Origin of the sequence: Delftia sp. S65 (genome assembly GCF_016516495.1) — a bacterium.
Classification (GTDB): Bacteria; Pseudomonadota; Gammaproteobacteria; order Burkholderiales; family Burkholderiaceae_C; genus Comamonas; species Comamonas acidovorans.
In genome coordinates this window covers 15737-41099 of the sequence record NZ_JACVUR010000023.1, presented here as the reverse complement: position 1 = coordinate 41099, position 25363 = coordinate 15737, and the positions used below count along the sequence as shown (strand labels likewise).

26 protein-coding genes, 1 tRNA gene and 4 pseudogenes are annotated in these 25363 nt (G+C 58.9%); 15 read left to right on the top strand and 16 right to left on the bottom strand.

What is annotated here, in order from left to right:
* Positions 1 to 23 precede the first annotated feature (23 nt).
* From pal to IAE24_RS18235, 4 genes are all read left to right on the top strand, one after another.
* On the top strand, positions 24 to 566 hold the full coding sequence (gene pal / locus IAE24_RS18250) for a peptidoglycan-associated lipoprotein Pal (RefSeq protein WP_013802696.1): 543 nt from the start codon (positions 24 to 26) through the stop codon (positions 564 to 566).
* The gene (ybgF, locus tag IAE24_RS18245) at positions 566 to 1348 is read left to right on the top strand and encodes a tol-pal system protein YbgF (protein ID WP_199960790.1); all 783 of its coding nucleotides are present in this window, start codon (positions 566 to 568) and stop codon (positions 1346 to 1348) included. The genes pal and ybgF overlap by 1 nt, the downstream gene beginning before the upstream one ends.
* Positions 1348 to 2175 carry a tRNA threonylcarbamoyladenosine dehydratase gene (locus IAE24_RS18240; RefSeq protein WP_198820807.1) on the top strand — a complete coding sequence of 276 codons (828 nt, stop codon included), beginning with the start codon at positions 1348 to 1350 and terminating at the stop codon, positions 2173 to 2175. Before ybgF ends, IAE24_RS18240 begins: the two co-directional genes overlap by 1 nt.
* A gap of 68 nt (positions 2176 to 2243) precedes the next feature.
* Positions 2244 to 2319: transfer RNA gene (locus tag IAE24_RS18235), tRNA-Lys, on the top strand.
* A gap of 181 nt (positions 2320 to 2500) precedes the next feature.
* Here IAE24_RS18235 and IAE24_RS30730 read toward each other — a convergent pair.
* From IAE24_RS30730 to IAE24_RS18215, 4 genes and pseudogenes are all read right to left on the bottom strand, one after another.
* Positions 2501 to 2902: pseudogene (locus tag IAE24_RS30730) on the bottom strand (tyrosine-type recombinase/integrase); the annotation flags it as partial.
* 554 nt (positions 2903 to 3456) lie between these two features.
* The gene (locus IAE24_RS18225; protein ID WP_199960792.1) at positions 3457 to 3669 is read right to left on the bottom strand and encodes a hypothetical protein; all 213 of its coding nucleotides are present in this window, start codon (positions 3667 to 3669) and stop codon (positions 3457 to 3459) included.
* Between the two features lie 2266 nt (positions 3670 to 5935).
* Positions 5936 to 6054, bottom strand: a pseudogene (locus tag IAE24_RS30300) (VIT1/CCC1 transporter family protein); the annotation flags it as partial.
* 119 nt (positions 6055 to 6173) lie between these two features.
* Positions 6174 to 6860, bottom strand: a complete 687-nt coding sequence (locus IAE24_RS18215; RefSeq protein WP_199960794.1) for a PRC-barrel domain-containing protein — start codon at positions 6858 to 6860, stop codon at positions 6174 to 6176.
* A 230-nt stretch (positions 6861 to 7090) separates the two neighbouring features.
* Between IAE24_RS18215 and IAE24_RS18210 the strand changes: the two genes are divergently transcribed.
* Both IAE24_RS18210 and IAE24_RS18205 read left to right on the top strand, forming a co-directional pair.
* A complete protein-coding gene (locus IAE24_RS18210) occupies positions 7091 to 7741 on the top strand; it encodes a BON domain-containing protein (RefSeq protein ID WP_013802689.1) in 651 nt (216 codons plus the stop codon).
* A 448-nt stretch (positions 7742 to 8189) separates the two neighbouring features.
* Positions 8190 to 8486 (top strand): hypothetical protein, encoded by a 297-nt coding sequence (locus tag IAE24_RS18205; protein ID WP_225614168.1) that lies wholly within the window; start codon positions 8190 to 8192, stop codon positions 8484 to 8486.
* Here the strand turns inward: IAE24_RS18205 and IAE24_RS30295 are convergent.
* Positions 8483 to 8761, bottom strand: a complete 279-nt coding sequence (locus tag IAE24_RS30295) for a hypothetical protein (protein WP_199960795.1) — start codon at positions 8759 to 8761, stop codon at positions 8483 to 8485. The genes IAE24_RS18205 and IAE24_RS30295 overlap by 4 nt on opposite strands.
* A 405-nt stretch (positions 8762 to 9166) precedes the next feature.
* On the opposite strand from IAE24_RS30295, the gene IAE24_RS18200 reads away from it, so the two are divergent.
* Complete coding sequence (locus tag IAE24_RS18200) at positions 9167 to 9445, top strand: hypothetical protein (protein WP_071955545.1); 279 nt, start codon at positions 9167 to 9169, stop codon at positions 9443 to 9445.
* A gap of 376 nt (positions 9446 to 9821) precedes the next feature.
* Here IAE24_RS18200 and IAE24_RS18195 read toward each other — a convergent pair whose 3' ends face one another.
* The 3 genes from IAE24_RS18195 to IAE24_RS18190 are packed head-to-tail and all read right to left on the bottom strand — an operon-like array spanning position 9822 to position 10766.
* Entirely contained in the window at positions 9822 to 10019 is a 198-nt protein-coding gene (locus tag IAE24_RS18195; protein ID WP_311317741.1) for a hypothetical protein, read from the bottom strand.
* A complete protein-coding gene (locus IAE24_RS30675; protein WP_311317738.1) occupies positions 9983 to 10300 on the bottom strand; it encodes a phospholipase D-like domain-containing protein in 318 nt (105 codons plus the stop codon). Before IAE24_RS30675 ends, IAE24_RS18195 begins: the two co-directional genes overlap by 37 nt.
* Before the next feature lie 46 nt (positions 10301 to 10346).
* Positions 10347 to 10766, bottom strand: coding sequence for a hypothetical protein (locus IAE24_RS18190; protein ID WP_199960797.1), 420 nt, complete (start codon positions 10764 to 10766; stop codon positions 10347 to 10349).
* A gap of 311 nt (positions 10767 to 11077) precedes the next feature.
* Between IAE24_RS18190 and IAE24_RS18185 the strand changes: the two genes are divergently transcribed.
* Positions 11078 to 11356 carry a hypothetical protein gene (locus IAE24_RS18185; protein ID WP_034392940.1) on the top strand — a complete coding sequence of 93 codons (279 nt, stop codon included), beginning with the start codon at positions 11078 to 11080 and terminating at the stop codon, positions 11354 to 11356.
* 58 nt (positions 11357 to 11414) lie between these two features.
* Here the strand turns inward: IAE24_RS18185 and IAE24_RS30670 are convergent, their stop codons facing one another.
* Positions 11415 to 12881 carry an IPTL-CTERM sorting domain-containing protein gene (locus tag IAE24_RS30670; RefSeq protein WP_325100547.1) on the bottom strand — a complete coding sequence of 489 codons (1467 nt, stop codon included), beginning with the start codon at positions 12879 to 12881 and terminating at the stop codon, positions 11415 to 11417.
* Positions 12882 to 12941: 60 nt separating this feature from the next.
* Positions 12942 to 13355: pseudogene (locus IAE24_RS30725) on the bottom strand (hypothetical protein); the annotation flags it as partial.
* A gap of 748 nt (positions 13356 to 14103) precedes the next feature.
* Between IAE24_RS30725 and IAE24_RS18175 the strand changes: the two are divergent.
* A pseudogene (locus IAE24_RS18175) lies at positions 14104 to 14232 on the top strand (transposase); the annotation flags it as partial.
* A gap of 221 nt (positions 14233 to 14453) precedes the next feature.
* Here IAE24_RS18175 and IAE24_RS30600 read toward each other — a convergent pair.
* The 3 genes from IAE24_RS30600 to IAE24_RS18160 form a co-directional block, all read right to left on the bottom strand.
* Positions 14454 to 15350: an IPTL-CTERM sorting domain-containing protein gene (locus IAE24_RS30600; RefSeq protein ID WP_267908925.1), complete on the bottom strand. Its 897-nt coding sequence runs from the start codon at positions 15348 to 15350 to the stop codon at positions 14454 to 14456.
* A 578-nt stretch (positions 15351 to 15928) separates the two neighbouring features.
* Positions 15929 to 17002 (bottom strand): linear amide C-N hydrolase, encoded by a 1074-nt coding sequence (locus IAE24_RS18165; protein ID WP_071955551.1) that lies wholly within the window; start codon positions 17000 to 17002, stop codon positions 15929 to 15931.
* A 251-nt stretch (positions 17003 to 17253) separates the two neighbouring features.
* The gene (locus IAE24_RS18160) at positions 17254 to 17457 is read right to left on the bottom strand and encodes a hypothetical protein (RefSeq protein ID WP_199960802.1); all 204 of its coding nucleotides are present in this window, start codon (positions 17455 to 17457) and stop codon (positions 17254 to 17256) included.
* Positions 17458 to 17728: 271 nt separating this feature from the next.
* Here IAE24_RS18160 and IAE24_RS18155 point away from each other — a divergent pair, with 271 nt between their 5' ends.
* Complete coding sequence (locus tag IAE24_RS18155) at positions 17729 to 18205, top strand: GNAT family N-acetyltransferase (RefSeq protein WP_199960804.1); 477 nt, start codon at positions 17729 to 17731, stop codon at positions 18203 to 18205.
* A 141-nt stretch (positions 18206 to 18346) separates the two neighbouring features.
* A complete protein-coding gene (locus IAE24_RS18150; protein WP_013802678.1) occupies positions 18347 to 19648 on the top strand; it encodes a UDP-N-acetylglucosamine 1-carboxyvinyltransferase in 1302 nt (433 codons plus the stop codon).
* 24 nt (positions 19649 to 19672) lie between these two features.
* On the opposite strand, the gene IAE24_RS18145 is transcribed toward IAE24_RS18150, so the two are convergent.
* Positions 19673 to 20065: a hypothetical protein gene (locus IAE24_RS18145; protein WP_012205307.1), complete on the bottom strand. Its 393-nt coding sequence runs from the start codon at positions 20063 to 20065 to the stop codon at positions 19673 to 19675.
* Between the two features lie 182 nt (positions 20066 to 20247).
* Between IAE24_RS18145 and IAE24_RS18140 the strand changes: the two genes are divergently transcribed.
* Both IAE24_RS18140 and IAE24_RS18135 read left to right on the top strand, forming a co-directional pair.
* Positions 20248 to 20649, top strand: coding sequence for an Arc family DNA-binding protein (locus tag IAE24_RS18140; RefSeq protein WP_199960806.1), 402 nt, complete (start codon positions 20248 to 20250; stop codon positions 20647 to 20649).
* A gap of 131 nt (positions 20650 to 20780) precedes the next feature.
* The gene (locus tag IAE24_RS18135) at positions 20781 to 20960 is read left to right on the top strand and encodes a CsbD family protein (RefSeq protein WP_012205309.1); all 180 of its coding nucleotides are present in this window, start codon (positions 20781 to 20783) and stop codon (positions 20958 to 20960) included.
* A 109-nt stretch (positions 20961 to 21069) separates the two neighbouring features.
* Here IAE24_RS18135 and IAE24_RS18130 read toward each other — a convergent pair whose 3' ends face one another.
* On the bottom strand, positions 21070 to 22251 hold the full coding sequence (locus tag IAE24_RS18130) for a GGDEF domain-containing protein (RefSeq protein WP_199960807.1): 1182 nt from the start codon (positions 22249 to 22251) through the stop codon (positions 21070 to 21072).
* Positions 22252 to 22377: 126 nt separating this feature from the next.
* Here IAE24_RS18130 and IAE24_RS18125 point away from each other — a divergent pair, with 126 nt between their 5' ends.
* Both IAE24_RS18125 and IAE24_RS18120 read left to right on the top strand, forming a co-directional pair.
* Positions 22378 to 22602, top strand: coding sequence for a hypothetical protein (locus IAE24_RS18125; protein WP_199960808.1), 225 nt, complete (start codon positions 22378 to 22380; stop codon positions 22600 to 22602).
* Positions 22592 to 24154 carry a methyl-accepting chemotaxis protein gene (locus IAE24_RS18120; RefSeq protein ID WP_192367764.1) on the top strand — a complete coding sequence of 521 codons (1563 nt, stop codon included), beginning with the start codon at positions 22592 to 22594 and terminating at the stop codon, positions 24152 to 24154. The genes IAE24_RS18125 and IAE24_RS18120 overlap by 11 nt, the downstream gene beginning before the upstream one ends.
* A gap of 485 nt (positions 24155 to 24639) precedes the next feature.
* Here IAE24_RS18120 and IAE24_RS18115 read toward each other — a convergent pair whose 3' ends face one another.
* A complete protein-coding gene (locus IAE24_RS18115; RefSeq protein WP_012205312.1) occupies positions 24640 to 24933 on the bottom strand; it encodes an H-NS histone family protein in 294 nt (97 codons plus the stop codon).
* Between the last annotated feature and the right edge of the window lie 430 nt (positions 24934 to 25363).

The window sequence follows — 25363 nt, the reverse complement described above, 5'->3', positions numbered from 1 at the left end:
ACCCGGACATACGGAGATTTTTCATGATCACCATCAAACGACTTTCCCTGGCACTTGCAGTCACCGCACTCATGGCAGGTTGCAGCTCGGGCGTCAAGCTTGACGAAACCCCGGTCACCGACGCGGGCGCCACCAGCACGGGCCAGGGCAGCGGCGCCGGCACCGGCAGCACCTCGCAAAGCGGCATCTCGGGCGTGGACCTGACCGGCTCGGCTGCCGACAAGGCAGGTCCCCAGGGCGTCAGCCGCGTCGTCTACTTCGACTTCGACAGCTACGTCGTCAAGGCCGACGCCCAGCCTCAGATCGAAGCCCACGCACGCTTCCTGAAGGCATCTTCCGCTCGCAAGGTCCAGATCGAAGGCCACACCGACGAGCGCGGCGGCCGCGAATACAACCTGGCCCTGGGCCAAAAGCGCGCCGAAGCCGTGCGCCGCTCGCTGGGCCTGCTGGGCGTCAGCGATGCGCAAATGGAAGCCGTGAGCTACGGCAAGGAAAAGCCTGCCTCCGAAGGCCATTCCGAAGACGCCTACGCGCAAAACCGCCGCGCTGAACTGTCCTACCGTTGATGAACATGCAGCGCTCCCCGATCCTGCATCGCACCGCGCTGCGTACGCTGCTGGCGGCCGGCCTGATGGCCGGCTACGCCGCCAGCGGCCATGCCGCACTGTTCGGCGATGACGAGGCGCGCCGCGCCATCCTGGAAATGCGCCAGCGCGTCGACAGCATGCAGCAGTCGCAGCAGCGCATGACCGAGGAAAGCTCGCAAACGCGCCGTGGCCTGCTCGAACTGCAGTCGCAGATCGAGCAGCTCAAGTCCGAGCAAGCCAAGCTGCGCGGCCAGAACGAGCAGCTGCTGCGCGATGTGGCCGAGCTGCAGCGCGGCCAGCGCGACATCGCCAAGGGCGTGGACGAGCGCCTGCGCCAGTTCGAGCCCGTCACGGTGACGGTGGACGGCCAGGAATTCGCAGCCGACCCGACAGAGAAGCGCGACTTCGAAGCCGCGCTGGCGCAGTTCCGCGCAGGCAGCTTTGCCGAAGCCGGCACGGCGTTCTCGTCCTTCCTGAACCAGTGGCCCAAGAGCGGCTACGTGCCCTCGGCACGCTTTTGGCTGGGCAACGCGCAGTACGCCAATCGCAACTACAAGGACGCGATCACCAACTTCCGCGCGCTGCTGGCAGCAGCCCCCATGCACGGCCGGGCGCCGGAGGCGGCACTGTCCATCGCCAACTGCCAGATCGAGATGAAGGACACCAAGGGCGCGCGCAAGACGTTGGAAGACCTCATCAAGGCCTATCCCAACGCCGAAGCCACGGCTGCGGCCAAGAACCGTCTCGCCAGCCTCAAGTGATGAACGACACGGTCTCTTCATCCCTTCCGGAAGAAGACAAGACAGCGCCTGAAGCAGGCGCTGTTTTTTCTGATGCCGACCTGCAGCGCCGCTTCGGCGGCCTGGAGCGCCTGTATGGCGTGCCGGGCGCCGCGCGCATCCGCGCCGCGCACGTCGTCGTGGTGGGCATCGGCGGCGTGGGCTCCTGGACCGCCGAGGCGCTGGCGCGCAGCGGCGTGGGCGAGCTCACCCTCATCGACATGGACCATGTCGCCGAGTCCAACATCAACCGCCAGATCCATGCACTCACCACCACCGTGGGCCAGGCCAAGATCGAAGCCATGCGCGAGCGCATCGCCCAGATCAACCCCGCCTGCCGCGTGCACTGCATCGACGACTTCGTTGACCCGGACAACTGGCTGCGCCTGCTGCCCCCGGGCGCCGACGCCGTCATCGACGCCTGCGACCAGGTCAAGGCCAAGACCGCCATGGCAGCCCATGCGCGCGCCACACGGCAATGCTTCATCTCCGTGGGTGCAGCGGGCGGCAAGCGCCTGGCTCACAAGGTCGATATCGACGACCTCAGCGCCACCACGCACGACCCGCTGCTGGCACAACTGCGCTACCGCCTGCGCCGCGAGCACGGCGCACCCAAGGAAGGCAAGCGCATCGGCATCGCCTGCGTCTTCAGCCGCGAGGCCGTCGCCCCGCCCGATGCCTCTTGCGCCATTGAAGGCGACGGCACGCTCAACTGCCACGGCTACGGCTCGGTAGTGGCTGTCACCGCCACCTTCGGCCAGTGCGCCGCAGGTTGGGTCATCGATCAACTGAGTCGCATCAAGAATTGAAGCGTAAATTTTGGTGCTAGAATCTATGTCTTCGCTAAGCAGCATCTGATGCATGCAAAGCGTGGTTCGGGTCTTTAGCTCAGTCGGTAGAGCAGCGGACTTTTAATCCGTTGGTCGCGAGTTCGAATCTCGCAGGACCCACCAAAGAACACAAGGCCCCGTAGCAATACGGGGCCTTTTTCTTTGCTATCGAAGATGTAGCAAACGGAGCAGAGATTTGCGGCCCGTGTTCCGCAATTCTGGGCGTGTTCCGCAATGCGCCCACCTTGTGGCGGATGTACTGCGCTGTCATGCCCTCCGTTGTATGCCCCAGCAGCGCCTGGGCATGGCGTATCCCGCCGTCGTCATCCACAGTGGTGGCGGCCGTGGCGCGCAGGTCCCGAAACTGGAATTGCGCCTTGGGAATGCCGGCGGCATCCCGAGCGGCGTCGAAGCGGTCGCGGAGCATGTTCTTTGTCAGCGGCTGACCCGCCTCGTTCACAAGCAGCTGCGCGGTGTCTGCTTTGACCTGGGCTTTGTACGCTTGGATCTTGGCCAGCAGCTCCTGAAGTGCGCCTGTTACCTCGATGCGCAGCTTGGCTGTCTTGCCCTGGCGGACGTGGAGCATGCCGCCGGCGATGTGGTCGGTGCTCATGCGAAGCACGTCGGCCGGGCGCTGGCCAGTGAGGAGCGCCAAGTGGACAGCGAACCGCAGGGATACTGCGGCCTTCTCCAACAGCCGAGCCATCAGGTCGTCGCCGACTACGACATCCCGCCCATCCTCCCGGAAGCCTCGCATGCCTGCGCAGGGGTTGGAGGCCTTCGTGAGGCCCTGTTCCCGAGCAAAGTTCCACATGTGCGAGAACAGGGACTTCTCCCGATTGGCGCGCACCTGGCCGATGGAATCCGGAATCGTCTGAGCCGGTAGTCCAACTTGCCTGAGGGCGCAATGCGGGGGGAGTGACTTGGCTCATGCTGGTCCAGAACACAGAAAGCCAGCTCTGTGGCTGGCTTTTTGAAGAAGGAGAGATCAGGACAGCGCACTTGACGCGCTGTGCTCACGCACGGAAAAAAGCCACTGTGGAGTGGCTTTAATTTGGTTGACGAAGGTTTGCCTAGCTAAGCATCTCGATTTATTTGCTTTTCTTCTTCATAAATCCTTCGTTCCTCTCTGGATAAAGGGTCATTCTTTCTTTTGCTATCAAGTGCTTCTATCTGAACTCCTGGAGAAAAGATACTCTTGACGGAATCCCAAAAGACTTCCCATGGGGTGCTAGGTTGTGAAAGCATATTAAACTCCAATTATCTTCCGTTGAGGTAGGGAGGAGGTGTGTCCCGCAGTTCAGCAGAATCCAAATTTATAGTAAATTCTGTGTCCCAATCGCTGATTTTTTTCTTGCGTGGTGGGTCAGGCGTCCGGAAATAGTCATCGTTAGATACAGCATGACTATCAACATCTGGAAAAGAATATTTATTTGATCGGCTAAATGAACCTTTTGTGTCTTTGACTTTCATGTGGACCTCCGGTCCTGTGTGTTGACCGAAAATGACCAACTTTTTTCACACTACTCTGATTTCCAGCGGAAAACCGTTTGGGTAACAACAATTACCTATATGTAGAAGCGGATCAGGGCAGCGAAGCCCGTCGCGAGAGGGCGCGTCTCGCGCCCCGCATCCATGCCCTCAGGAAATGTCAGGAACTGCTCGCGGTCTTTGCAAACGATCCATCTCGGGGGCTGTTATGAAGGAAAAAGACCCCTGGCAGTCTCGCATCCAGGGGCTTGGGGAGCCCTAGACTTGGCGCGCACCCCTTTGAGTGGTGTATGGGCCGGTCGTTGCTTAACTGTTGGCCGTTCTTATAAGACGCTGCTTCCGGACCTTGCGGTATCTCCAGGCCGCAGGCAGGCTTGGCTGCGCGAGAAGGTACCAAGACAGAGTGCTGCACGCGCTGCGCTCATGCTTCTCGATATGTGTACGCGGATGTAATACAGCTTCCAAAGGAACAAAGATAGGCGCCCAATGAAACTGCTCATTGGCAATTTCGTTTCCTCCAGAGGCGTTCCTTAATTTGAAATTCGGGAGAAAATGTTATGGATCAAAGAATAAGTGAGCCCGAGCTAGGGGCATTGCACGTTTGGCATGCAAGCATGGTGCTGCTGGCACGCCGTGGCGAGATGCTTGGAATTTCTGTATATGAAGCGCCTGCGATCGCAAGTCTAGCCGCACGCTGTGAGTCCCCATATCATATGCTAGTGATAGAGGTAGACGATCCTTGGGATGTGTCCACCCAAAATCGCATTCGCGCGAGCCTTAGCAGGTTTACGGCATAGGCTCGTCTGCGTTTAAAACACTCAGACTCTCGCCGTTTTGTCGTATAAATGACATGTTGCCAAAAAAATCCCTTTTCTGGTGCATGCAATAACCACAATGCTTGTGATAGATGTGAAATGGCTAATGGGCCTAGATGTTGAATTGCATTTGTCTTACAGCGCTCACCAGTACAGAAGCTCATGCTGTGTTAATGACCACACCTAGTAAAAAATCCCCTGGCCAAGTGCCCACATCCTCTTCTCGTAACAGGTTTTCTACGCGCAGGACACTCTACATCGGCATCGCTGTGGTAATTGTTGCTCTTCTGGTTACGCTTGTTCCCTGGTAGATGATCACGGCTGCTTTTGCGAGCTGTACGTAACAGCCTTGCGGGGAAGTGCGATCCCAAAAAGGCCTCTATGAAGAGGTTTAGGGGAGAGATTATAAAAACAGAGTGGTTCAGATGGATGAAGAAGAGCCCGCATTAAGCGGGCTTTTCTACGATTATCATTATATCGGTCTGTGATATTTATCCTCGCGTCCCTCTATATGTGCATTGTGCCTATTGATGTGTTCATGCTGAGAAGATGCTTGGCTGTACGACGGGGTGTTGAGATTGTTTTGAAGCTCTTCTTCGTATATTAATATATCTTCTTTAGACAAGGGGTAATCTTGCTCAGTGGTTTCCATGGGATCTAGGTGAGCTTTGGGAGAAAATACGGTTTTTATAGAATCCCAGAATTTTTCAAAAGGGGTACGAGGGAGTAAGAACATATTGGCCTCCAGTGCGCAAGCCATTTAGAGCGGGCGGGCATATCTGTCGTTCGCGCAATATGGCAGATTTAAGAGCGACCAGAGATGCTGTATTCCACCAGCTGCGCATTATTTTGTGCGGTGGATCAGGAGTGTGGGAGTAATCATCTCTTGATACGGAATGGCTATCAACATCAGGTAGCGAAAAACTTTCGATGTGGATGATTGAATCAGATTTTTTTCTTAATTTCATGTGAACCTCCGGTTTGGATCGTTGGTCAAAGATGACTGACTTTTCACACTACTCTGATTTGCGCGGTAAAACCGTTTGCGTAACAATAATTACCTATATGTAGTAGCGTTTCATGGCGTCGAAGGACATTAGAAGAGGGCGCAAGGCACTCCCTGTGCTTCCGGTTATCAGGAAATCATCAGGAAACTCTCACGGTGTTTACCTGTTCGCGTTTGTCCGGGACATCTGCGGTCTGTAGCGTTTGTCGGAACTTTCGAAGGTCCGAGATCTTCTTGTCCAGAGCCTTCGCTGCGCCCTGAGCCCTGGCCAGCGGCACATCTGCCAACACTCCATCAGCATCCTCTCCGCGCTGAACCCGGGCTTTGAACTCGCTCTCGCTGATGTGGATCCGCTTAAGGTTCTCGTGGTGGGCGTTGCTCTGGCCGTTGGCGCCGCGCGTGTTCCCGTAGAGGCGACCTGCCAGAACACGACAAGGCTCGCCATCGAGATGATGCCGTCGTTGGTGCCCAGCACTGCAGCGCGCAGCCAACCTACGTGAGCGGTTCATGGCGCTCAGGATGCGTTCGATAGTGGAATGACTTCATAGGCATCTTTTCGTCAACGCGAGGAGCGCCAAGCAGTATGCGGCAGCGTGTTGTCGTGTGGGATGTAGTGATTATTTTCATGGCTTCTCTAGTGTGGAATAAATTTCCATTAAGCTTTATCAGCCTTCGGATAATGCCATGGATTTTTTTATTCGATCGATCGCCGCAACTACGCCCGCCTCAAAATCTCTCCATTTTTTTACGCCAGAGTGACGCATTTCATTCATTTTCTCATCTGCGGATTTAATCTCGGTATGCATTCTATTAATGTGCATCTGAATATTTACTTTGGCATCGGAGCTTGCCAAGTCATATTTCTTCTCAAGTTCTGATACCGCTGCCTTCCCTTTGGATATCTCCTTTCCGGCATTTGCTAAGAACTGCTCGCGAACCATTGCCTCGTTGGTGTAGGTGAATGCTGGCATGTCCTTCAGACTTTGTTTTGTAGCCCCCATGATAATCAGTTTTCCTGATATTTCATTAATTTCACGGATTGGAATGGCCACATCATGCTGTCCTATTCCGACAAACCCTCCTGCACTCACGATGGCATAAGTCACGTTCTTGTCAGGTGAAATAATAAGATCATCTACTCTGCCAACTTTTCCCCCAGTGTCGTTAAATATAAACTTCCCTATCAGTGATTTCTTTGCGCTCCATCCCAGGGCGGCGCTGGTGGTTTGGGAGGTCTTAACATCCATTGTGGTAGTTGATCCTGCAATTTGTGCCCTTGCTGTTGCAGCAGAAGCTAAGACAGCGGCTAATGCCAGAACGGCAAGAAAATGGTGTGAATGTTGATTTTTCATGATGAGGTTCTCCAAAACGTACCACATCGGGTGTTGGATGTTTGGTGTACGTTTTATCGCTTTTATACTTATCAAGTAGCTCTGTCTGTACGCGAACGTACAGTGGTTTTTTAACCCTAACACCCTTGATGCAGAAATTTCTCTGGAAATATTTCAAGTGTGTGCTGGCGCACAGACATGATTTTAGGTTGGACATATTATTCTGATTGTTGAATCATCTAGGAATTACCATGAAAACTGACACACAATTACAGCAAGATGTAATGGCGGAGTTGAAGTGGGAGCCTTCTGTGCACGCATCCCAGATTGGTGTAGAGGTCAAGGATGGAGTTGTCACTTTGGCTGGAGAGGTCAGTAGCTATTTGGAAAAATGGGGAGCTGAAAGGGCCGTGCAACGTGTGGTAGGTGTTAGAGCCTTGGCGATCGACATGACTGTCAAGTTGTCGCAAATGGGAAAGAGGACTGATACCGATATCGCGGCATCCGCGCGAAACGTGCTTAGCTGGACGAATTCGGTTCCTATCGACACCGTTCAGGTCCTTGTAGAAGATGGTTGGATTACCTTGTCTGGGGAAGTGGTTTGGAACTATCAGCGTAGCGATGCTGCCGACAGAGTGCGCCTCTTGCCGGGAGTGCGCGGTGTGAGCAACCAAATTTCCATCAAACCCAGGGCTTCAGCCATCGTCGTAAAGTCAGAAATCGAGGATGCCATCAAGCGTCGTGCGACTTCTGATACGAAAACGATTGTTGTTGATGTCACGGGTGGCGATGTGACGTTAACAGGGACCGTCCGTAGTTGGACGGAGCGTGATCTCGTAGTTCATTCTGCCTGGGGAAGCCCGGGTGTCCGCCAAGTATTTGACAGGATGACCATCATCTGACAATTTTGGCGAAGGCCGGGGGCATGAATCGTTGTCGCCAATTCATAGCCATTGTCGTCGTGCCTACCTGAAGCGGATGTCTGATGAATCAGAAAGGATCTGAGCCATGACCGAAAACTGTCCAAAGTATGCAGAAATAGGGTGAAAGAGGAATGATTTCGAAAACACCAGAAGCGTGGATGATTAAAAATGTGTTTTCTTTTTTGTCTATTTCAGCGAAACGGATTTTTAATCTGTTGGTCGCGAGTTAAAATCTCGAAGGACCCAACAACAAAAACGCGGAAGCCGCGCTATCGTAAAAATAGCGCGGCTTTCGTTTTATCCCCAATTGAGGAATAGAGGTCTGGGCTGCTGCCGGTTTCATCTTCCACCTTAGCAAGGTGTCATCAAAACCGGCAGTAGCTCACAACGTCAACCACATGCTCTGCACTTTTTTGGAGTAGAAAACATGAAAAATTCCATCCAAGCTCCCTGTCCTCTGTGCAGCCTGACCAGTACAGCCTACTTGGAAAACTATGCCAAGTGGACGCATTTTGTGTGTCCCTGTTGTCGTGAGTTCAAAGTGAACAAGCTGGTCATTAACATGTTGCGTGCTGAATCTGTTGATGTTCGTGAGCGGCTGTCACAGGAGGCTCGGGCGTTGACGGGGAGCAACTATCTTCATATCGCTGCAGCTGAGGGCAAGTCATTGCAACCCAAGGGGCTGACTCCTTGGCGCGCAGAGGTGCGGCAGCGGCCGGTTTAATGTTCAGCCGTCCGGTCCATGCCCAGGGTTTGCCCAGAGCGCGATACGGGCGAACACTGGAGCCATGCTTCATCTACCCACTCGGCCCTGCAGGTCAGACCTCCTAGAAGATCCTTCACGTCGTTTCTAGCTTTCTCCGCGTATCCTTCGCCGATATAGCCCAGCTTTATTAATGTCTCCAGCATAGATAAGGCCCCTGCATTCCATGCTTCCGAAACGGTTAGGGTTGTGCGTATCTCATCTGGTAGAGCTTTTGCCCAGTCATCGAATTTCATATAAGTGCCTTGTCTCCGGTGTTCATGCGGTGACTTTCAATGCGGCTTACCTGCTCGCTGAAGAAAAAAGGGCCTGTTGGCCCTTTAGATTTTTTATCCAGCAGATTTATTGCTGAGCCTGTTCTTGCTCAGACCGCTTTTTTTGCTGCTCGGGCGAGGGTTGCGGCTTGTTGCCTTGTTGCTGGTTGTTGCCAGGGGTATTTTGGAAAACGGCCATGAAGAGCTCCTTGGTTATCAAAAGCCAAGATCGGCTCCTGAGGTCTAACGATGCTCCTTTTCCTAATTTTCTGCTGTAGTCAAATAGGCTAATGATTATTTAATGTGTAAGCAGCGTGCCGAAAGGCTTTTATTTTTTAGGGTAAAAATGGACCTGAATAGGTTTCTGGTTTCACATAATATGTAGAAATGACGTTCGATCAGATCGCAATTGCCCTGCTGGGGTCCCTGGCAGCTTGGCTCTCCCAAGCCCGGGGAAAGAGCTGGCGCAAATGGGCGCCGGTTTTCGGAATGCTGGGGCAGCCGTTCTGGTTTTATGCCAGCTGGCAGGCCGAGCAGTGGGGCATCTTCGCCGTGTCGATCATCTATGCTGGCGCGTGGGCCCGGGGGCTGTGGGTCTACTGGATCTCGCCGCGGCGTGAGCATGGCACGGAGCCCATTCAACTGGTCCCCCGCCGCAAGCCATGATCTATGCCCTGCTGGGTTAGACCAAAGTGGAGATTTCTGACACCGGCGATGCGCTGATAGTGGAGGGTTCAGGCAGGCGGTGTGCTATGACCAAAACCTGCCAAAAATAGGGTGAAATAGGGTGAAATAGGGTGAAATAGGGTGAAATAGGGTGAAATAGTGTGAAAAAGGCATGATTTCGAAAACACCAGATGAGTGGCTATCGTTGCAAGTGATTGATACGAAAGGTATTTTCTCTTATGCCTATTTCGATATATCGGACTTTTAATCCGTTGGTCGAGAGTTCGAATCTCCCAGGACCCACCAAAGAACACAAGGCCCCGTAGCAATACGGGGCCTTTTTTCTTTGCTATCGAAGAAGTAGCAAGAGTGGCGTTCAGGCCGCTTTTTTCTTGGCCGTTGTGCGGGGTTTTTTGCCAACCAACGCAACAGCACTTTTCAGCGTCTTCGTCGCCAGATGGCTGGACCGCTTCGTGCTCACTGCAGACTTGTGCACCAGCACGCCGCCCATGGTGTACAGATCCACGCCGGCGTTGATCATCTCGCTGGCTGTGCTGTGCCGCAGGTCATGCAGCCGGGCATGGCTGTAGCCGGCCGCTCGCGCGCCAGCCTTGAACGCTTTGCGCGCACGTCCACGCCGCGCTGATGAACAGCCACAAGTGCCTGTGCAATGTCAGGAGCCTGGAAGGCGTAGGCCAGCACCTGAATGCTTGTCTTGGCGCTGGCGATTGTGTCCAGCACCAACTTGTGGGCGGAACCTTCGGGTGAGAACCCTACCTGCACGCTCGACTGGGCAAAGGAGGCAATCGGCAGAGCGAGCAGAGTCGCCAGTGCAATGCGAGGAAGGTTTTTCATACGCAGATAGTGCTGCGCCCGCGCTGTCTGAGGGCGCGGCGTCACTTCAATTCACGACTGAAATTTTGAGCGTGTACGCGGACGACTTGCCCTTCCGGGCGGCCGCACGATTGAGGAAGACTCGCACACGGTAGTCACCGCTGGCGGGCAAGGCGCCGGTCCAAGTGGGCCCGTCTGCCATTTCGCCGCGGAACAGCGCTTCATCGCTGCCAGGTGGGAGCACGTTGAAGTAGGTCGAGGTGGATTTTGTCTCCATCTGCACGGTCATCGTCTGCCCGGCGCCCGCGCGGACCACGTAGTCGCGCGTCTCCACCTTGTTGCCTTGGAGCTTGCCCTGGACGGTGGCGCTCGACGTGCCTTTCTTGAAGTTCACCGCAGTAGAGGGAACATCCGCCTGAGCCATCGCTGGCACTTGCACGACCGTGAGGCAGGCGACAAATGCAGCTGTGCAAATTCTGGAAAGCATGCAGGTCCTTTTTAGGAGGCGCATATCGCCCCGTTCACATACAGGCTACCAGACGATCGGGCGCATTGTGCGACAGCCTCCGACGAGCCGCCTCGCAGAGATGACGGTGCCGCCCCAAGCCTGCCACGTTCGGCAGGATGAGCAAGGAACAGAAGCAAGCCCCCCAGTGGGAGCGCATTGAGCTGGACTACAGGGGCTGGCCCCCACAACGCGCCCGTAGGACTCTCGCCACCGGAATCTTGCTCAGGGACCGACAGCCTGCAACCCGCTGGCGGGGCACCATGCAAGCTCTGAAGAAACAGGAGCAATGAATGGCGATTTCAGAAAAGATCCAGGACCTGCGCAAGTGGGATGACTCTCGCAAGGGATTCACGGGAGAGCACTGGCTGGTGCTCGGTGCTGGCCTATTGGCTTTGCGCCACGCCCGGCGCACGGAAAGTGGCATGGGCCGTGTCGTGAGTGGTGCGCTGGGCACAGCACTGATAGCGCGGGCGGTAACGGGCCGCGATGGTGTTCTGGGAACGGCAGAGCGCTTGGCTGCAAAGCCCACGCTGGCCGAGCGCCTGCAGATCGCCGCGCGCCGCCTGTAGACACGCAGACGAAGAAAAGGCCCGCAGTTGCGGGCCTTGTTTTTAGGTCAGGGCTGCATCAACGCTGGCGGCGTATGCGACGCAGGCCGAACATCGCCATCAGGGCAGACATCAGAATGACACCCCACTCGCTGAGCGTAGGAATGGCTGCAGCGCCGCCGGCTGGAGCTGCTGCCAGCACGGGCACGAGTGGGTCTGCGATCACGCCCAAGGCAGGGTTGGTATCACCCGGGCCGTTGTCGGTGATGGTGTAGGTCACCGTGGTGCGCGCACCGTTCACGATCACGTTCAACGCGGTCGCAGGGTCGAACCATCCGCCGGCTCCATCGGGCTTGCGGAACTGCACGCCTTCGGGGAGAGCGCTGGGATAGGTGAGAGTCATCGTCACAGATCCGGTGCAGTTTTCGGCGCTGAAAGCGAATTGACCGCTGGGCGCTTGGAGGTTCGGAGGGGTGGAGGTCACAGGTCCGAAGCCGCCGCCAGGTTGCAGCGTGCAGGTGGTGCCGCCGCCGGACATCGTGGCAGACGGTATGCCTGTCATGCCAGGCACACTGCCGGGCGCGCTCAACAGTTGCAGCTTGCGCGGCGTGGCTTGTGTGCTTGCAGAGGCTGCACCGGTTGTCCCATTGGATGCCACGACCATGAAGTTGTAGGTGAAGCCATTGCTCAGGCCAGCCACGACGATGGGGGATGTCGTTCCTTGCTGAGTGATCACACCAGGCGCACCGGGCACGGCCACGGGGGTCGCGGTCACGGTATAGCCTGTGATGGGGGTGCCGCCGTTAGATGCAGGTGCAGTGAAGGTCACCGTAGCCTGCCCGTCGGCTGCAGTGACGTTGCCGATGGTGGGGGCTCCGGGTGCTGCTGCATTCACCATGAAGGTTTGAGACACCTGCGATGCAGGCAGATAGCTTGCGTTACCACTTTGGTTCGCATCGACGGTGCAAGAGCCTGTGTTCACAAAAGTCAGCGTGCCGCCCGAGGTGACCGTGCACACGGCAGTTGTGGTTGCACTGAAGGCCACGGGCAGGCTGGAACTGGCCGTCGCGGTCAGTGTTGGCGTTGTGCCGAAAGTTTGGTCGCCGGGGTTTGTGAACGTGATGCTCTGGGTTTGCTGTCCATTCACCAGTACGCCGGTCGTGGCGGCTACGTTTGCCAAATTCAGTACAACGTTGGTGCCTCCGCTCGTCATCGTGCTCCCATTGAGATTGATGGCTGTCCCTAACGCCACTCCATTTGCATCAAAGTCACCTGGCTGCACGGTGTATATGAAAGTCAGGGTGGAGGTGTTGCTGCCACCTACGAAGTTCGCTTGCCGGACAGTTGAACCAATCGTCAAAGGAATTGACGGTGGGCCGCCAGCTGTGACGGCGACGGGAGCGCTGTAGGTCACATTGAACTGCAGGTTTTGTCCAGCACTATAGGTTCCGTTGGGAGGAACGCTTACTGATTGCACTGAGGGGGCAGCGGCCGCAAGCATGTAGCTCAGCGCGGTTTGGCAGGCGTTGGCGTCTGTGATGGTCACCCAATATTGACCGGGAGCTAGTCCTGTCGCGGTTGCCGCTGTGCCCCCGGAGGGGATCCAGACGTAGGTGTAGCCAGGAGTCCCCCCGCTCGCGACAACTGCTGCGCTACCGTTGTTGCCTCCAGTGGGATTGATCTGCGACTTTGTGCCTGATAGGGCTGCTACAGGTTGTCCAACTGTGACAGACGCAGTTCCCTGTAAGTTGTTCGAGTCAGTAACTTCGACGGTGTAAGTGCCAGCCATGAGCCCTGAGGCGGTAGCGTTTGTGCCTCCAGTGGGTGCCCATGAGTAGGAGAAGGGCGCAACACCGTTCTGGATGCTGTGGGCCGTGGCTGTGCCATTGTTTCCTCCGTAACACGAGACATTGGTATGTGATGTGGATACGTTGAGCAACTGTGCGCTGGCGGAGCCAGCAAAGGCCACAAGAGCCACGGCGCTGCCCAGTGCCCATGTGCGGAAATTCCCGGATGACATGTTGGTTCCTTTTTAGCGAACGGCTCGCTCCCTGCAGCGCTCTATACCGAACCCATGTTCGATGGCCGAATTCGTTGCAAATTGTAGAAATTTGTGTATTTTGTGTATATCACTGAAACTTGGTAGTTATTTGGAGTGGGCGGCCTGGTGCTGTGGCGGTCGCCCCAAGCCTGCCAGCTTCGGGCGGATGAGCAAGCAGCAGAAACAGGCGCCGCAGTGGGAGCGCGTCGAGCTGGACGCGCGCTGTCTCTAACGGCCTGCGCGAGCAATCTGCAGATGCCGCCCGCAGACTTGTCAGCGCTGCCCCCGCATTCGTCCTTGCGTACGCCACTGCCGTAAATGCCGTATATGAAGACTGCCGCGCAGCGTATGGGGACATGGCAGCAAAGGCTGCAGGACACGCAGCCGATGTCCAATCATTCGGTGCTGCATGGCTGGTAATATCCAGGGATTTAAATAACTTTCAATTTCTTGGTTAGATGCTTGATTATAGGAAATCAACTAATAAATTTTTAGGTCAGAGTGTGATTTATGGTTTTATCCCAAGCTCGTCAATTCCTGAAAGTGCCGCAGGATTAAATGATTCATATTGTCAGCTTGGGATTAGATTAGCTTGCGGCTAGGGATGTGATTTTTTTCTGCAGCTCCTCTAAGAGTGGCTAACCCCACTTCACCAGATGGCTGCTCAGCGGTTGTGCTCGCTGCCCTCATGGCACGACGACCCGTAAGCAACGAACTGTGGCGATAGCTGCAACCCCTGATCCCAGCCTTCGTGCCTTCCGCCAAAGGTGCTGCGCGCAAGCTCGCACTCAGCGATGAAGCCGCCCTCAACGGCATCTTGTTCGTGCTGCAAACAGGCATTCCATGGGAAGACCTCCATTGGAGCGGGGTGGATGCAGCCGGCCAACTCGTCCAACCGGCCAGAACGGTACTGGGCTTTTGCCATAGCAGTGCAGCCGTGATGCTGACGCCCATGCCGTGCTTGGGCGGCGGGAAAAACTACTACCAGGCTGAAAGGCATTGAAGCAATCACAGCGCGCACGCGCTGTGATCATTCCTTTCGGGGCGGATCCTCAAAAATCCGTCCCACCCCTGTGCTCAGTGCTGGCGCCGCGTTCTGGCTACGCCGACCAAGGCCAGAAGGCCCGACAGCAGCAGCAAGCTCCATTCGCCAAGCGTGGGGATGGCCTGGGCTGACGCGATTGGGGGAGCGAAGGTGATCAGAACGGATCCGTCCGCACCATTCGAATTTCCTGCGCCGCCCATGCCGGCTCCGCTGGTGGCTGCTGCGAATGTGATTCCGGCGCCGTAGCTGCTGCCTCCACCGCCAGCGCCGCCTATGTCGCCAGCGTTGCCTGCGTTCCCGCCGCCGCCGCCGCCACCCCCGTAGCCGCCGCCGCCGCCACCGGCGTTGTAGCCGCCGGCTCCTCCGCCGCCAGCGCCGCCACCGCCCAAACCGGGCCCCATGCTGCCGGCGCTGGCGCCACTGGCTCCTGGTCCTGCAGGACCCACACCGCTGCCGCTGCCGCCTCCGTCATTGCCTGTGGCCGTGCTGCCGTCCCTGCTGCTGGTGCTGCCGCCAGCGCCTCCCGTGCCATCGGTGCCAATGCCACCGGCCCCGCCCGTGCCAGCCACCGTGCCGCCTGCGCCACCGGGGTGTGCCGCGTTGCCCATCGTTCCGTTGCTGCCGTTGCCACCTCCGACGCCCACTCCCGCATTGCCACCGGAAACTCCAGCGGTGTCGTTGCGGCCGGCGCCGCCTCCGCCGCCCGCCACGGCCAGAACGGTGAGGGCGGATGTGTCGATGATGCTGCTGCTTCCACCGCCCCCTGCGCCGACAGGCCCTCCCGTGGCGCCTCCGCCACCGACGCTGATCAGCAGGTTATTGGCAGGAGTCACCGCCAAGCTGCCTGTGCCAACGGCGGCGTTTCCTCCTGCCACCATGGATGAGCTGAGAACGCCCCCGCCGCCACCGCCGATGAGGGTGACGGTCATGGTCGTGATGCCTGCAGGTACGGTGCAAACCTGGGGTCCGCCAGCGGCGGTGTACACCGTTCCACTGACGCAGGGCGCCGCCCAGGCCGCAGGGGCCAGGCACGCAGCGCAAGCTGCCAGAAGACGCGCATTCAATATGCCCTTGCGCAGTTCAGGCCAAGGCGCGATCCATCTTTGTTGATTCGGTGTTGTTGCTCGCATTTTTCCTCATCCCTTGGTGAATATATTTTGCGAGCGCGATGCTATGTGATGGCCTGAATATTGTCTATTGAGGAATTACTTGATTTCGGCTTGTAAGGTCACGTTGATATTGTTTATATATTGATATAAATCAATCAATAGAATATTCAAATGTATTGACTTTGAGATTATTGTATTTTATTTGTTTGGATTTATTTTTCAGCTGAATGCCAATAAACCGTCATGATATTAATCGGCGGAGATTAGCTCTGCTATTTTTGGTTTTTAATAGAAAATGCCTTGAATTAATGCGAGGCCTTTTCCTATGAAAAGCACAACGCGGAATCAACATTGAGGCAGCAGTGCGCGAGCCCGTGGCCTGTGCCTGAAGTTGATTCTCACAATCCAAGAAACTCAAACGGCACCGATTCCTGAAAATTCCGCGTGGCATCGCCCGAGAATGTGTGGTCCTGATCCGGTCCCAGGTCGAGCTTGAGCACCTTGCCTGTTTGCTTGCTGAAGTCCAGTGCCTTGAGGTCCACCCAGAAGGTATTCGGTGTCAGGGCCGACTCGAAGAAATAGAGCTTGCGCTGGTGGTCGAACACGGTCCGCCAGCGGGTGGAGGAGATATTGGGCTCCTCCGGCGTATTCAGGCCGTAGGGGACCGAGGCGTTGCGGATCACGCTGAAGACGCTGGCAAGCGCCTTGTTGGGGTCCGGGCTTTTGGGGATCGCGTTGACGTAGAACGATGCGCGGGCAAAGCGGTCGGCGGCCCGGTTGGTGCCGGGCAGCATGGTGGTGCCGCCCACTTGCTTCCAATAGGCGTTCAGGGCCAGTTGCTGATCAAAGGTCGGCGAGTTGGTCATGACCTGGTATTCACGGCCGTGGTGTATCACCTGCCGGCCGTTGATGTATTCGACGATCGCGCTGTCGCCGCTGGCGTCGGACATCGAGAGGTGCAGCGTTGTCAGGCGGTTCTCTCCGGGCACGTTGTCCGAGACGATGGTGAAGGGCTCTTTCTCCAAAGCCGCGACGGCTTCCTTCACGGTGGCGAAGTTGTCCAGCACATACTGCGCCCAAGCCGCAATGGTCAGGCCGGGTTTGCTGCCTGCGCCGAAAGCGGGGTATTGGGATTCCACGAGCCATAGCAGGTTGGCATTCAGGCCGGCCTCATTGACTCCATCGGTGGTGGAAACGTCATAGCCCGAGGTGACAACGCTGCCGTACCTGGAAGTCCAGCGCAGGGAATTGGGGCCGGCCTTGCCGCTGCGCTCCATGCCGCGCGGCAGTACCCAGAGATTGCTGACGATGTCGCTTTTCCAGTCCATGGAGCGTGCCGTCACGACCTGGCCATTCGCACCCAAATAGACAAGGCGAGTACAGGCCCAGGCGCTGGAAAGGGCTGCAAGCCCGGCAAATCCCACCAGCAATGCGCCCACAACGGGACGAATCTGTAATGTGCTTTTCTTCACGGGCAATTCCTTTGTAAGCAAATGGACTGGCGCAGTGTAGGCGGCAGGCATTTGCATCCAGAGTCGGATAAAGCCGCATTGGAGACGGCCAGGGCGATGGCCGATGGTTTTATGGGCGTGGTGCAGGCAAAGGCACGCGCGCTGGCAGCACTGTCAGATGGCGTGGCTGAGCATGGGGCTGGCCAGCATTGCCACGGCAAAGGAAATGGCGCAGATGGCAGACCACAGAAAGACGAGGAAGAGGTGTCGCATCAGAAGGTTCTCGGCAGTTCGGTGGCGAATGCGGCCCGCAATGCGCGCAAGCCCCGCGCGTACAGGCGCCCCAGGGGCGAGCGCGACTCCATGCGCAGCAGCAAAGGCTGGCTGCCGCGCACGGGAAAGGCTTCCAGCAGGCTGCGGTGGTAGCGGGCATCCGGGTCCGGGTTGAAGCTTTCTGTCGGAACGACTCGACTCATCTTGTATCTCCGTCACATGATTTGGAGAGGTTTCTGGGTACGTGCTCTCCTATGGGCTCTATTTCAATTGGTTGCGCGGTGTTTCTGTGCGGGCCAAGGCTGAGGTCGCATGTAGGCCGCGCCTGTACGCCGTGTATGTGTTTTGCGGACGCGCTGTGCGCTGCGTCCTCAGGCTTTGCGAAGGGGCCGGGACTGGCCTGCAAACCTCTTGGCGGCGGCTTGCCGTGCCTAGAATTCCTGGTCCCCATTTCATTTGTTTGCCAGGAGTTCCATGTCGTCTCTTGTTCCTCCGCTCCAGATCCGGCCTGTCACACAGGCGGACCACCACCAATGGGTTCCTCTCTGGCAGGGCTACAACGCGTTCTATGGGCGCGCTGGCGAGACGGCGCTGCCCGAAGGCATCACACAGGCCACCTGGGAGCGCTTCCTCAATCCGCTGGAGCCGGTGTTTGCGCTCGTGGCGGAGAGTGAGGGTGAGCTGGTCGGCCTGGCGCACTACCTGTTTCATCGCAGCACCACGCGGCTGGAGCCGGTGTGCTATCTGCAGGATCTGTTTGCCGATGCGCGCCGGCGCAAGCAGGGCATTGGCAAGTCGCTCATCCGTGCGGTCTATGCGCAGGCTGCGCAGGCGGGAGCGCGCCGCGTGTACTGGCAGACGCAGTCCTCCAACGAGGCGGGCCGCGCGCTGTATGACCAGGTGGCCGAGCACCGGGGCTTCATCGTCTACGGGCACGAAGTGCAGGGCTGAGGCTGACGCTTTGTTGTCGGGTAGGCGGCCTGGATACGAAACCTGTTGAAACAGCGGGCGTGCGCTGCCGCTGCAAGGCCTGTGGGCAGCCCGGCAACCCTAGAATCACGCGTTGTCCTATCGCTGCTAGCGCTGCACCCCATGTCCAATCTCATCGTCCACGGCGGCACGCCTTTGCGCGGCCGCGTCGTTCCCTCCGCCAACAAGAATGCCGTGCTGCCGATTCTGTGCGCCACGCTGCTGACCGATCAGCCGCTGCGGCTGCATGGCGTGCCGGACATCACGGATGTGCGCAAGATCCTCGACATCTTTCGCACGCTGGGCAGCGAGGTGCAGCTGGACGAGGCCACGCGCACGCTGCAGCTGCACCACCGCGACACGCGCTTCGACGCGTCCTCGCACCGCCTGCCCGAGGAAATGCGCTCTTCCATCATGCTGGTGCCGCCGCTGCTGGCGCGCTTTGGCGTGGCGCGGCTGGAGGACAACGTCAAGGGCTGCACGCTGGGTGTGCGCGAGATCGATCCGCACGTGGATATCTTTCGCTCCTTTGGCGGAGAGGTGGAGCGCGCCAGCGGCTCTCTGCTGATCCACAGTGCCGCGCCGCTCAAGGCCGTGCGCCACTGGCTGGACTATGCATCGGTCACGGCCACGGAGAACTTCGTGCTGTGCGCCGTGGCTGCGCAGGGCGAATCCATGCTGACCAATGCGGCCTGCGAGCCGCATGTGCAGGAGTTCTGCCGCTTCATGGTGATGATGGGTGCCGATATTGACGGCATCGGCACCTCGCGGCTGACGGTACGCGGCGGTGCGCCGCTGGGCGGCGGCGATTTCACCTTCGAGGAAGACTTCCACGAGATCACCACCTTTCTCGCGCTGGGCGCGATCACGGGCGGCGATGTAGAGGTGCGCAACAGCACGCCGGACAACTTTCCGCTGATCGACCGCACCTTCGCCAAGTTTGGCGTGCAGGTGGAGCACAAGAACGGCTGGTCGCGCGCGCTGCGCTCGGGGCCGCTGAAGGTGCAGACGCCTTTCACCAGCAATGTGCTCACCAAGGTGGAAGCCGCTCCCTGGCCGTACTTTCCGGTGGATCTGCTGCCCATCTTCATTGCGCTGGGTGTGCATGCGCAGGGCAATGCGCTGTTCTGGAACAAGATCTACGACGGCGCGCTGGGCTGGACGGGCGAGCTGTCCAAGTTCGGTGCCCATGTGTTTTCTTCGGACCCGCACCGCGTGGTCACCTTTGGCGGCAATCCGCTGACGCCGGCCGTGGTGGAGAGCCCCTACATCATCCGCGTGGCGATTGCGCTGTTCATGGTCGCCAGCAGCATCGAGGGTCGCTCGGAGATCCGCAACGCCACGCCGATTCGCCGTGCGCATCCGCACTTCGTCGAGAACCTGCGCAGCCTGGGCGCGCGGGTGGAGTGGACCAACGAGGAGTGAGGTCAGGCGGCGATGCGCAGGCCGCTATGCCTGCGGCGCCGCATCCGAAAATCTCTTGGCCGCCCTGAGCAGGTAGCTCACGGCATAGAGGATGGGGTCGTCCATCTCGTCGTCGTTCACGCGGTCAATGATTTCCAGCAGGCCTTGAAGGTCGGCCGACATCTGCGGCAGCACGCTGCTGGCCAGCGCCTCGACCGGCTGCTCTGCAGCGGCACGGTCTGCCTTGAGGTGGTAGCTGCGCAGCAGGTCGTGGACACCGACCACCATGGCGCGGTTGGATCTTTCCACATGCATTTCCAGCACGCTCAGCGCCGCGCTGATGTGGCATAGCGCATCGGTCGCCAGGCTCTCCGGATCGGGCGCTCTGGCGAGGGCCTGCGCAAGGCGCGCGCAGGCGTGCATGTCTGTGTCCGGCATGGTTCTGTTCTTGCGCAATAGGTCTGGGGTTCAGTGCTCGTACGCACGAGCATCGGCACGGGCATAGGCCTGGGTGCTGGCTTGCCAGGTCCTCGGTCGGGCCGATTCAAATGTTATGCCAACTTGGAATCATGTCAACTAGGCATGAATCTGAATTTGCATCTGGCAGGTACCATCGCCCAATGCAACGAAAACCCTTTCCCAGCGAAACCCAGGAGCGCTTCATCGTCCGTTTCCCGGATGGAATGCGCGATCGCATCTCGGAAGTGGCAAAGGCAGGCCACCGTTCCATGAATGCCGAAATCGTTGCCCGCATACGGCGCAGCTTCGAATTGGATGAAGCCGGCGACATGGACCAGGCCGGCCCGGACCTGGATGTGTCGGAGTTGAAAAAGGAAATCGCGCGCCTGTGCCGCTTGCTGCAAGAACACAAGGACGCCGCTGCAGGCCTGTTCGAGGCGCACAAGGAGGCCGTGGTGACCGAAGCACTCAAGCGCCTGCGCTCCGAAGCGGGTGAGGCCGCGTCTTTGCCCAAGGCCACGGGGGACAGCGTCCAGGCCCGTCGCACCAGCAAGAAGACCTAAGGCTGTAGGCCTCAGACCACGCGTATCGTTGCAGCGCGCTGTCGCGCGCCCCGGTTTGCCACGCGTATCGTTGCGTTGGGTGTTAAACAACCTATCCCTTTTTGAAGGCTCTTGCAGCAAAGGACGCAACTATGAACACGGATCAGATCAAGGGCACGCTCAAGGATGCCGCAGGCAAGGTGCAGCAAAAGGCTGGCGAGTTGATCGACAGCCCCGAGCAACAGGCCAAGGGCATTGCCAAGCAGGTCGAAGGCACGGCCCAGAAGAAGCTGGGTGATGTGAAGGAAGTCTTGAAGGACGCGAAAAAATAAGGCATTCACCCTGCCTTTGCGAACAAGCCCGCCACACCCTGGCGGGCTTTTTCTTTTCCACGGATTTTGATGAATGGGCGTGCGAAGAAGGCGCTGCGCGCTTCCTGTTTCAGACGGCCTGCGGCACCCTGCGGCCAGGGTCCGTGGCCACATGCACGCGGTCGCGGCCCGCCTGCTTGGCGGCATACAGCAGGCCATCGGCGCGTGTCAGCGCATCGGTCAAGGCGGTGTTGGCGGCCACGGGTGCGATGCCGAAGCTGATGGTCACCCGCTGGCCGGCCGCCAGCACATAGCCGTCCGCGCTGAGCTGGGCGCGTATGCGCTGGGCCACGCGCTCGGCCTCCTGGGGCGTGGTGCGCATCAGCAGCAGCACGAATTCCTCGCCGCCAAAGCGTGACACCAGATCGTCGTTGCGCACGTGTTGCTGCAGGGTCTGGGCCACGGCCTGCAATACACGGTCTCCGCAGTCATGTCCCCAGCTGTCATTGATGCGCTTGAAGTGGTCTATGTCGCCTACCAGCACGGAGATCGGGGCCATGTGCGGATCGGCCAGGCGCAGTTCGGCAGCCTCCTGGAAGGCGCGGCGGTTGAGCAGGTTGGTCAGCGAGTCGTGGTTGCGCTCCTCGCGCAGCGCGGTGAAGACATCGCGCACCGTGCAGGCCAGCAGCATGAGGGTGAACAGCAGCGCAAACGACAGCGTGCTGACCAGGGTCACCAGCCAGTAGGTGGAGCGTGCAATCTCGTTGAGATCGGTGCTGCCAAGGGCCAGCACCAGCAGCGGCCGGGCAGCGGTATAGCCGGCAAACACCACGTAGGACCAGTAGAGCATTCTCTCCAGCCAATCCTGAGGTGGCCGGCGCCGCAGCATGGCGGGCGCCGGCAGCATCTGCAGCAGGCCCAGGCCGGTGTTGAGCCAGTGCACGCGCACCCACAGATCGACCTGGACCCGGCTGTAGTAGTACAGCGCAGCCAGGACGACGGCGCCTATGAGCAGCCCCAGCAAGGGATGGGCCGAGACGCCATAGCGCCCCGCCATGCAGCGCGCGAAGCACCAGGTGCCGAACAGATACATGGCGCCCGTGAACACGGCCCAGTGGTGCAGTTCTTCCCGGGGTGCAAGGCTTTGCCAGGCCAGCGCCAGAGAAACCAGGGCGTATCCGCCCGCAATCCACAGCAGGTAGCGCTGGCGCCGCTGCACCAGCCAGCACACGGCCAGCGTGCAACTGAGCAGCAAAATGCTCAGCGGCGCAATCAATACATAGAGGCGATCGGTATCGAGTGACACATCCACAGCGTGTTATGCACTTGCAGGTGCGGGTGGCGACAGCTTCGCGATTGCGGCATTGAATGGTGCTGCATTCCGAAGCGCCGGTCCATTTTGCATCCGTTGCCACGGCGCTTGCGGCCGCATGGGCGCATGTTCCGCGTTGTGCACGGCTGGCGATATCGGGCCTACCCGTGCAGCGGCCTCAAGTCCCGGGCATTTGTGACGAAAGAGCAGGTCATCTTTTCCGGATTGGTGGCCTATGCCGATATGGCAAGGCGTTGCGCCGGAAAACGGTCGCCGCTGATGTGCGCGGCCTGTTGTTTCACCTTTCCTGTATTCGGTTTTTCCGACGAGAGTGCTACGAATGAAATTTGATCAATGGAGCGTGTCCGCCAAGCTTTGGGGCACGCTGGGCGGCTTGCTGGCGATGATGCTTGCGGTATCGCTTTGGGCACAGTTTGCGGCGGCTCGCGCCATGGACCACGGCATGCAGACGCTGTCCGAGTACGAGAGCCGCATCAGCCTGGCCATTCAATGGAAGGGCGCAACGGAGACCACGGGCGAGCGGGTGCTGGCCAGCAATGCCTCCACCGATGAGGAACTGACCCGCCTGCTCGACGGCCGGGTCAAGGAAGGCTCGGCACTGATCACCAAGCTGCAGGCCGAGATCGTCAAGGGCGCCAGCGAGGCCGACAAGGCGGCGCTGGAGCGCATTGCCGCCATCCGCACCGAGGTGCTGGCACTGAACAAGCGGGCGCGCGAGATCAAGTTGACCGGCGATGCAGCGGCATTCCGCGAGTTCGTCCAGCAGCAGTACCTGGGCGCTATTGGCCGCTACGTGGACTCGCTGGAAGTCTTCGTGCAGCTGCAGCGCAGCCAGCGCGATGCAGCCCGCGAGCAGGCCCAGGCCGCCCGGCAGCAGGCCAGCGTGCTGGCCTGGATCGTCCAGGGCGTGGTCCTTCTGGCGGGTCTGGCCCTGGCCTTGGCGCTGACGCGGGCCATCACCCGCCCCCTGGAACGCGCCGTTCAGCTGACGGACGCCATCGCCCAGGGCGACCTCACGGTGTCGGCCGATGACAGCCGCAAGGACGAGTTCGGCCACCTGCTGCGCTCGGTCTCGGGCATGGCGGCGCGGCTGCGCGGGCTGGTGACGGAGGTGCGTGACAGCGTGCATTCCATCTCCACCGCATCCACCGAGATTGCCGCGGGCAATCACAACCTGTCTTCGCGCACCGAGCAGACGGCGTCCAATCTGGAGGAAACGGCCGCCAGCATGGAGCAACTGACCGCCACCGTGGGCCAGGCGGCCGACACCGCGCGCCAGGCCAATCATCTGGCCGGCAGCGCCGCCCAGGCCGCCGAGCGCGGCGGCGCCGTGGTGGGTCATGTGGTGGCCAGCATGGATCGCATCGGCGACAGCGCACGCCGCATCTCCGACATCATCGGTGTCATCGACTCCATTGCCTTCCAGACCAACATCCTGGCGCTGAACGCTGCCGTGGAAGCGGCCCGCGCAGGCGAGCAGGGCCGCGGCTTTGCCGTGGTGGCCGGTGAAGTGCGGGCCCTGGCACATCGCAGCGCCGAGGCCGCCAAGGAGATCAAGGTGCTGATCAGCACCTCGGTCGATGCCGCGCAGGAAGGCTCGGCCCAGGTGGCCCAGGCCGGCCAGGTGATGGATGACATCGTGGGCAGCGTGCGCAAGGTCTCGGACATGATCGGCGAGATCACGGCATCTTCCACGGAGCAGCGCGACGGCATTGGCCAGGTCAACCAGGCAGTCAGCCAGCTGGACCAGATGACGCAGCAAAACGCGGCTCTCGTGGAGGAGTCCGCAGCGGCGGCCGCCGCCCTCAGCGACCAGGCGCAGCGCCTGTCGGGCATGGTGGCCGTGTTCAAGGTGGGCCATGCCGTGCCAGCCTTGCGCTGACCAGCACCAAGGCGCAATAACACACGCAGAAAAAAGGACCGCCTGAGGGCGGTCCTTGAAGAGAAAAGCCGGTGCCCTTGCGGGCCTGCCAGGGTAAGTCAGTGAGAGGGGAGGGAGGAGATAGTCTCCCTGGCCCGGCTGGAAAATGGTTCGTGGTGGCTGCGGATCGATCCAGTGGCCGCCTGGACTTTGCCGCTGCGTGGTTGCATCCACATGGCTTGCGCTTGTGCTAAGGCATGGCCAACATGATTTTGGAGAGTAGGGCTGTAGGACAGTTCCCTGTGTGATACCTGCTGTTTCCCTTGTTGTGATTGCTTGGGTACCGAAACATGCCGGCACCCATCGGTTCACGCATCTGCACTACATTGAAGAATTTGTAACTTCTGAGCAATAGGGTTAACCCGTTGCTTCTTGCAGCAAAAAGCCCGCACTTGGCGGGCTCTGTCGCAGCTTGGCGGCTGCCAGGGGGCGGGCTGCGCCGGACCTCATATGGCGAAGGGAGTGCGGTCCTTGCCTTCGATCCAGCGGGGCTGCTTGCCGCGGCCGGTCCAGGTCGCGCCCGTGGCCGGGTCGCGGTACTTGGGGACGCCGACCACGCGGAAACCGCCACCAGCCTTGGCTTTGGACGAAGGGAAGACGTCGGCCTCGGTCAATCCGTATTGGTCGATGATGGTGCGCACCTGGGCAATGGCTCCGGACTTCTCGGTCTTGAGCACTTCGGCGATCTGGGCTTCGAGATGGGCTTTCTGCTGCAGCAGTGTCTTGTAGTCGGTAGTCATGTATATCAATGAATGTTGATCTGCCAATATAAAGGAATCTTAGGAGACTTTTGGCAAAGTGAGCCTACACTGCCGCACAACACCCGGACGACGACAGGCGTATTGCCTGGAACCTGTCTGAGAACGGATTCCCATCTTGCCCGAGTCTAGGCGAGTCGGACGCTGATTTTTGTAGCGTATGGAAACCGGGCCATCGCGTCTGCCACAGCGGCGCAGGTGCTGGGGAACAGGGCTGTGTAGCAGGCGCCGGCCACTTTGATGATGCATCGCTTCATGTTTCTCTTCCCTTGAATGACAGATCTGCCTTCTTATCGGCATTTTTGTATCAAGGTGAAACACTTTCTTGCCCGGCTCCCTGCCGGCCCCGATGGGAAGCCACTCTCGATCAATGGCAGTCCATGCAAGGGAAGAAAAGGCCGCGTGGTGCACC